This is a genomic window from Marinifilum caeruleilacunae (assembly GCF_013141825.1).
Lineage (GTDB): Bacteria > Bacteroidota > Bacteroidia > Bacteroidales > Marinifilaceae > Marinifilum > Marinifilum caeruleilacunae.
Window position 1 is genome coordinate 1 of record NZ_RZNH01000065.1, and the last position, 7,615, is coordinate 7,615.

Here is a 7,615-nt window from a genome sequence, read left to right on the forward strand (position 1 = left end):
GTTGGCAGTAATAAGATGAAAACAACATTATTGATTTTATTTTCAGGTTTTTTACTTTTTCAATTTACGGAAAAGAAAAAAATGGACTTTGAGAATGATTCTATAATTCTTCAAACTGAACTGGACACTTTAAGGATAAACTGGTATTTGAATGATCCAATAGATTATGCCAAAATCGAAATGTCAAATATTATAATTACAAAAGCAGATTCTATTTCCAAAACCATCCCAGGAAAACGCATTGAATACAATTATTTTTCAGCGGACAAAAGAATAGGTGAAATGAAAGGATTTCATCATAAAGTTGATTCAATGTGGCAATTTGGACATAGCGGATGGTTCATGAATTCATTTAAATGTGAATCTGAAGAATTGCCCTTAAAGTTTGACTTGAAAGTTGGTTCAAATATAGATGCATTCATTGAATTCTTCGGAAAGCCTAATAAACGAAATCTTGATTTCATTTATTATGATTTTAGTGGTTGGAGATCTATGAAAAAATTGAGAATATATACGGAAAATAAAAAAGTATCTAAATTAGAAATTACTACTGCCAACAATGTGTATAAGTAATATCGGTTTAAGTAATTAAATGACAGTATAAATATAAAACGAGGGTCAGTGTAAATCCGAAAGGTCTGTGAATAGAAACCCGCTATTACTTATACACTGGACCGTTAGGCTTAATTTGAAATGAACGTAGTGAAATACATAATCATAGCCATAGCAGGAATAGGAATATTGCTTTTTATAGGTTATTTATTATTACAAATGTGGTTTGCAAGGGTAAATACAACAGAAAGAAAACAATATTTAAGAAGGATAAATGAACTTGGGTTAAACGGTTTTACACTAAAGAAAGAAGAACAGTTTGCTGTATTAGATGGTGAAATAAAATCTGTTGAAATTCTTAATAGATACGAAATATATGAAGATATCCCCATACAGTTCTTTTTTAATATTGATAAAGAGGATTACGTAAATCATTTAGAAAAACATCCACCTGATAATAAATGGTTTGATGACTTAATAAGTTATGAAATATTTGAAGAAAAGGAGGATGGATATTACAATTATTCATACGTAAAAGGAGAGAAAATAAACACAAAATTTTATGTGGAATTTAACGAACTACTTGAAGATATTGCTGAATTTAGAATGAAGGAAAACTAAGCCTAACAATGGCTATACGCCATAGCCAGAGAAGGTTTCAATAGAACACAAATTAAAAGTTGAACGGAAATTATAAATACACAATTAAAGTAACAACCGGCTACGGCGCATAGCCGTAACCGTTGGCCACAATATAACATGATATGAAAATAATAATCTATTCAGGGATAATTCTTTTAGCAATTACTCAGGTGTGTAAAGGTCAAGACATCCCAGTCCCAAGTAACTACGAAATTATTGACTCAGTTACAGGAGATTTAAATAATGATTCAGTTGATGATTTGGTTGTTGCCTATAACACAGAACCCGAAAATGAAATAGAAGGAGTTCCGAGAGAAATTATTATTTACAAATTAGAAAACAACACTTGGAAATTGTGGAAAAAATCAAGACTTGCTCTTTACGGGAGTCGAGATGGAGGAATGATGGGTGACCCACTTGAAAGAATCGAAATAAAAAAAGGAATTCTTTTAGTAAGTCAATGTGGCGGAAGTAGTTGGAAATGGGGATTTACAGACAAGTATCGATTTCAAAATGGAGATTTTTACTTAATCGGTTACACAAGTAATGCAGGAAGGCCAGGTGATTATTGGAGAAACGTTGACTTCAATTTATCAACAGGTAAAATGATTGTTAAAAAGGAATATGAAGATTCAGAATCGGATGAGCAGCCAATCTACAAGACAGAAAACGAAACACTTTATGAAAAAGACCTTAAAATAACGCTACAAAGCAGACAAGAGAAAGAAATTAAGATTGTGACTCCAAAATATGGTCACGAAATTTATATCGCTACAGGAAAATAAAATACTGTGGCCAACAATGGCTTATAAAGCATAAGTGGGCCGACTAATTTTGGTTGGTTCGTTGCTTAGGCGAACAGCGCCAAATCGTTGATTTGGCTTTTAAAATGAAAAGATAAAAACAAATGCAACGCTTTGGCTTTGTTAAGTTTGAAAGTGAGTACGGTTAAAAACTCACTTACGCTTCATAGCCTTTACCGTTGTAGCCAATGGTGACAAAAAAGATAAAATAAGAAGGTAAATGGATAAAACAATATTTGAAATAACTAAAATGGACTGCCCTTCGGAGGAAAATTTAATCCGAATGAATCTGGACGGAATTTCAAGTATTTCGTATCTTGACTTTGATATACCCAACCGAAAATTGACTGTTTTTCACCGTGGACAAATTGACCAAATTGAAAAATCATTGCAGCAACTGAATTTAGGGGAAAAAAGATTATCGACAGAGCAAACAGAGCAGACAGATTTTAAGGAAAATACTAATCAGAGAAAACTCCTATGGTCTGTGCTTGGGATAAATTTTGTCTTTTTCCTTATCGAAATGACAACAGGAATAATCTCAAAATCGATGGGACTTGTTGCGGACAGTTTGGATATGCTTGCCGATAGTTTTGTTTACGGAATTAGTTTGTTTGCTGTTGGCGGAACTTTGACAAGAAAAAAACGAATTGCAAAACTCGCTGGATATTTTCAAATAACCCTTGCAGTAATTGGATTTATTGAAGTTTTGAGAAGATTTTTCGGAGCAGAAAAATTGCCCGACTTCTCGACAATGATAGTCGTTTCTATTTTTGCACTTATTGCAAACGGAATTTGTTTGTATTTGCTACAAAAATCAAAGAGCAAAGAAGAAGCTCATATGAAAGCAAGTATGATTTTCACTTCAAATGACGTGATAATAAATTTGGGAGTGATAACGGCAGGAATTTTAGTCAATTGGCTAAACTCGAACAAACCTGACTTGATAATCGGAACAATCGTTTTTGTTTTGGTAATTCAAGGTGCGATAAGAATATTAAAACTTGGAAAATGAAAAAAGCACTGGCTACAACAATGTATATAAAAAATAGGCGAAATAGTAATAAATTCAAGGCTTTGGGCTCGTATCAAATTTTCAGCTTAACCGAAAGTTTCGTGCTTCAAAACCGCCTACTTTTCATATACTAACCGTTGTGCCGCATACAAAAACGACATTTTGCAATTAATCAAGTAATAACATTTTTAACTGCTTAACTAAAAAGATAAATAAAATGAGTCAGACAGAATTGAACGACAAAAATATCAAGCCTAATGACGATTTAATCTTTTCGATTATTGGGGATAAGCAATTGCTTTGGGAACAAGTAATGACCTACTTATACAATAACAATAAGAACGTTTCAGAAGAATGGAAATATTATAATGATGGGAAAATCTGGCTTTTTCGTGCATTGAAAAAGAAAAATACACTATTCTGGATTAGGATAATAGAAGATACTTTTAGAATTGCTTTTTGGTTTGCTGGAAGACTAGAACCAGAAATTATGCAAAGCAATCTGCCAGACAATCTTAAATCACAATATAAAAATGCAAAACCATTTAATAAATCGCGCAGTATTTATATTGACATGCAAGATTCTGTCGATTTTGAAAATGTAAAAAAACTAATAGATTTAAAAATAAAAAACTAACATAAAATGCACGACGGCACAACAAAACCTAAGTCGCAAAGCTACTTCAACCAATAACTTAACAAACACAAATAAATAAACCAACACATCGGTGGACTGGGAAGCGCGGCGAAAATCCGCTTCGCAACTTAGCCAAAAACGTTAGCAAACATTAAAATCAACGAACGTAGATGAAAAAAATAATATTGATAGCTTTTACAATTGGATTGTTTCAAAATGGATTTAGCCAATTTGCATTCAATAATGTTCCATTTAAATTAAAAAATCCCCCGAGTGATTCTTATAAAATCATTCAGACACGAAATGGAGAGATTACAAAGATTGAAGAAATTAATGAAAATGGAAATGTGATTTTTCAATACATACAAGGAGATATTCCACCATTCTTCAATTGGAATGAGCCGCATCGCTTTATTTATGCCTTTGAATTTAACCGTAGAGGTGATAAGACAAGACGATATGCATTCAATTCCAATGCGGGTCATAATATTTATGAATATGAATACGATTATGACAAGAATTTAAAAACAACTTATGAAAGAGGTTATTCTGTGCCCGAAAAATCCAAGAATTCCAATGCCTTTTCAAAGATCTCTAGAATTCAGGATTTCAAGAGCTTAGTTGAGTCTTCGGAAGTTTTGAGTATGACTAATTCTAATAAAGATTTTCTTGAGGTAGCATTCCTTAATGAATCAGGGCAACCATCTAGTATTAAAAAGTACAGTAAAATGTATAGAGATTCAACGACTACATTGATTGAATACGACCATGAAAATCGAGAAATATTAAAAAAAATAATTACATCATCTGGAGATGTAAAAAGAAAGATAACAACTAAATACCCGGACGACAAAACAAAAATTACAGCTATAATTACCTATCGTAATGGACAAGAAATATCGACTTATAAACATGCGGAAGTAAGAGATAGTTTAAATGATACAAAGATTGAGTATTCTGTGCGTGGAAAAGAATTGAATGTAAGACTTTATAAGTATGATAATGGATATCCAACTAACATAATTGTCTATAGCACAGAATATAAGAATAAACTGATAATACCAATTACAAAGAAATTTGAGACAACTGCTGAAATGAAATACTCGTATAACTCAGATGGTTTACTAGAAAAAGAAGAAATGAACAATTATAAAACTGGGGAGAATAAGACCAGAGTTTATACATATAGGATTGAATATGAGCAATAACGTTTGCTAACAATAAATATACGTAATGCGAGGCGATTTGCTATATTTGAACTTTAAAGTATTTAATAAACAACGTAGCGGCTTGATAGTGAAGTGCCTTGAAATCCCGCACTACGCATATTCAAACCGTTATGCAACATATAAAACAACATAGAAACATGACAAAATACATTAAGAATTTGAGAATTGTTTACTTCATGACTTTGATAAGTCCTCTTGCATTGATTGGAATTTTCTCATTAACAATCGACAAGGGAACAATTATGATGAATGATTCGATTGACGAGATTTTTAGGTACATGATTCCAATTTTCGGACTAATATTTATACCTATTGGAACTTTATCTTTTAAACGGAGATTAAAAGTAATTGTGCAAAATGAAAACCTTGATACTAAATTGCAATTATATCGCGGTGTTGTAGTTCAGAGGATTGCATTTATCGAAGGAGTAGCAATGTTCTCGGTTGTTGCATTTTTGATAACATTAAACAATCTTTATATAGCTTACACAGTTATTGCGCTTGGATTCTATTTGCCAATTTACCCAACCATTGATAAGGTTAAAAATGATTTAAACTTGGAGACAGATTCGGTTGATTTAAATACTTCAGAGCAGACAAATAAAAATTTTTGGGGCAAAAATCCGTGGTTGATTATTCCATTGATAATCGTATTGATTCTGTTAAACTATAACTCATTCAAAGATTTCTTATCAAATAAAGTTATACTTCCAGAAATTCAAGTTGACCAAGGAACATTAACAGATAGTATTTATCACAATGATTATCTTGACTGGACTTTTGTCATACCTCAAGATTATGAGATTATTTCATCGGCCGAAATTGAGTCAGCCAACGAAAAGGGAAATAAGCTGATTGATAATGATACTAAGAATAATGAAGAACCAATTAGGCTTTTGAATATATCAAATGGACTGATTGATTTTATGAGCAACTTAAATCCAAGAGTTTTATTTCCGAATCTAACAAGCGAAGAAAGATATTTTGAGATAATCGGAGACAAATTACAAAATGCAAGCAATGACAAGATTAGATTTGAGAAACAAAATCAAGGAGTAATGCAAATTGATAGTCTTGAATTTAAATATGTGGAGTACTTTATGATTGGAGAAAATGGCAAAGCAGGGATTATGTATATTTCGAGATTTAATAAGGATTATATTTTCGATTTGTCTATAACATACCGTGATACTCAAAAAGCGATTGAGTTTTTAGATAGATTAAAAAAATCAGATTTAAATTGGGAATAAATACGTTGCATAACACGCGGTCATAAAACATTGGGGGCAAAGTGGTTATTCGAGCTTCTGTTCTCGCATCAAAGTTCATCGTACCTTGATAGTGAAGTAGCTCCGAAATCCCCAACGTTTCATACCGCAAACCGTTAGGCAACATATGAATATAAAAATGAAAAATCTTACCTTCTTTATAGTACTTATTTTAAGTATTCAAGTTTTTTGCTCATGCAATAAAGTCGATAAAAAGTATGCTGAGAAATTAATTGAAAAAATTGAAGAACAAGAGAAAATTCATTCAATTGATGTGTATGAGGGAACTTATACAATAAATGAATTTAAATTTAATAATTCAGAAGTAATAAGAAAGAATACCCCCAAATATCTGGGTGTAATTTTAGATAAACCTTCATTGCTTGATAGCTTAGAGATTGAAGAAGAATATTTAAACCAAATATTGAAATTGTTTAAAAAAACTAATGTGACTGGTTTTGATAGCAATTCAAAAGGACAATATTACTTTATTGAGGGAGGTTTCATAGATGATCACTATGGTAAACTTTATAGCCCAATTGAACTTGAAGATGTTGAGCTATACACCGAAGAAATGTTTATTCCTTTTTCAAAAAGCATTGTAAGGTATCGAAAGCATCTGAGAGGAAGATGGTATAAAGCATCAGGAGCATAAGAATGAAAAAATAAATACGTAGCCTAACACCATATATAGCAAATAGGGCGTCGGTGGGTTCAGAAAGGTATTAACCAATAAAAAATCCGTCAAAGCATTAGTTTTTCATTTTCTAAATCAGTAAATTTAAAACCAAAAATTATTGCTTTGGCTAAGTAGGTTGCGAGAGTTTATCGCTTTTTACTTTGCCCTATATGCTATATACTAACCGTTACCGCCAATTTCTAGAAAAATGAATTCAATTAAAATTGCATCAAATACGAAAAGATTTATAAACTGGATAATAGATAGTATATCCATTTCTATTTTATGGTTTATCCTACTTCCTGGCATAGTAATCGTATTAAAAAAAGTAGGACTTCTAGAAAATTTGAAAGAAGGACAAACGATGAGTCTAGAATTCACTATTTTACCTATAGCATTCTTTTACTATATTATTCTAGAGGGAATCTTACAGACAACTCTAGGGAAACAAATTACTAAAACAAAGATTATCCGACTAGACAATAAAAAGGTGAACTTTATAGACATCTTATTACGAACACTATGCCGATTTATACCTTTAGAGCAATTGTCTTTTTTGTCTGAAAAACCGATTGGATGGCATGATCGAATATCCGAGACAAGAGTAGTTTCTAAATAGTAGAATATAAATGAAGAGCCTTTCATAATGGAGCGAAACAGGAGGTAACAAAAGTTAAAATTTAAGGGCGGTGACGCTCAACTAGATAATGTAACAAAAACAATAAACGGTAGCGGTGTTTGATAAGGAGGTGGTTGAAAATCGCCCTCAAATTTTAGCAAAACCGTTAGC

The 7,615-nt window shown here is 31.8% G+C and carries 9 protein-coding genes; all 9 read left to right on the forward strand.

Annotated elements, in window-relative coordinates; all coding sequences use genetic code 11:
- A partial coding sequence (locus ELS83_RS21180) for a hypothetical protein (RefSeq protein WP_216616742.1) occupies positions 1-573 on the forward strand: 573 nt, incomplete at its 5' end.
- 129 nt (positions 574-702) lie between these two features.
- On the forward strand, positions 703-1,173 hold the full coding sequence (locus ELS83_RS21185) for a hypothetical protein (protein WP_171597547.1): 471 nt from the start codon (positions 703-705) through the stop codon (positions 1,171-1,173).
- A gap of 143 nt (positions 1,174-1,316) precedes the next feature.
- Positions 1,317-1,979, forward strand: a complete 663-nt coding sequence (locus tag ELS83_RS21190) for a hypothetical protein (RefSeq protein WP_171597548.1) — start codon at positions 1,317-1,319, stop codon at positions 1,977-1,979.
- Positions 1,980-2,217: 238 nt separating this feature from the next.
- Positions 2,218-3,012, forward strand: coding sequence for a cation efflux transmembrane domain-containing protein (locus ELS83_RS21195; protein WP_171597549.1), 795 nt, complete (start codon positions 2,218-2,220; stop codon positions 3,010-3,012).
- Positions 3,013-3,229: 217 nt separating this feature from the next.
- Positions 3,230-3,649 carry a DUF3788 family protein gene (locus ELS83_RS21200; protein WP_171597550.1) on the forward strand — a complete coding sequence of 140 codons (420 nt, stop codon included), beginning with the start codon at positions 3,230-3,232 and terminating at the stop codon, positions 3,647-3,649.
- Positions 3,650-3,819: 170 nt separating this feature from the next.
- Positions 3,820-4,857, forward strand: a complete 1,038-nt coding sequence (locus ELS83_RS21205; protein ID WP_171597551.1) for a hypothetical protein — start codon at positions 3,820-3,822, stop codon at positions 4,855-4,857.
- Positions 4,858-5,015: 158 nt separating this feature from the next.
- Positions 5,016-6,128, forward strand: a complete 1,113-nt coding sequence (locus ELS83_RS21210; protein ID WP_171597552.1) for a hypothetical protein — start codon at positions 5,016-5,018, stop codon at positions 6,126-6,128.
- Positions 6,129-6,285: 157 nt separating this feature from the next.
- The gene (locus ELS83_RS21215) at positions 6,286-6,801 is read left to right on the forward strand and encodes a hypothetical protein (RefSeq protein ID WP_171597553.1); all 516 of its coding nucleotides are present in this window, start codon (positions 6,286-6,288) and stop codon (positions 6,799-6,801) included.
- Positions 6,802-7,033: 232 nt separating this feature from the next.
- Positions 7,034-7,444 (forward strand): RDD family protein, encoded by a 411-nt coding sequence (locus ELS83_RS21220; RefSeq protein WP_171597554.1) that lies wholly within the window; start codon positions 7,034-7,036, stop codon positions 7,442-7,444.
- Positions 7,445-7,615: the final 171 nt, after the last annotated feature.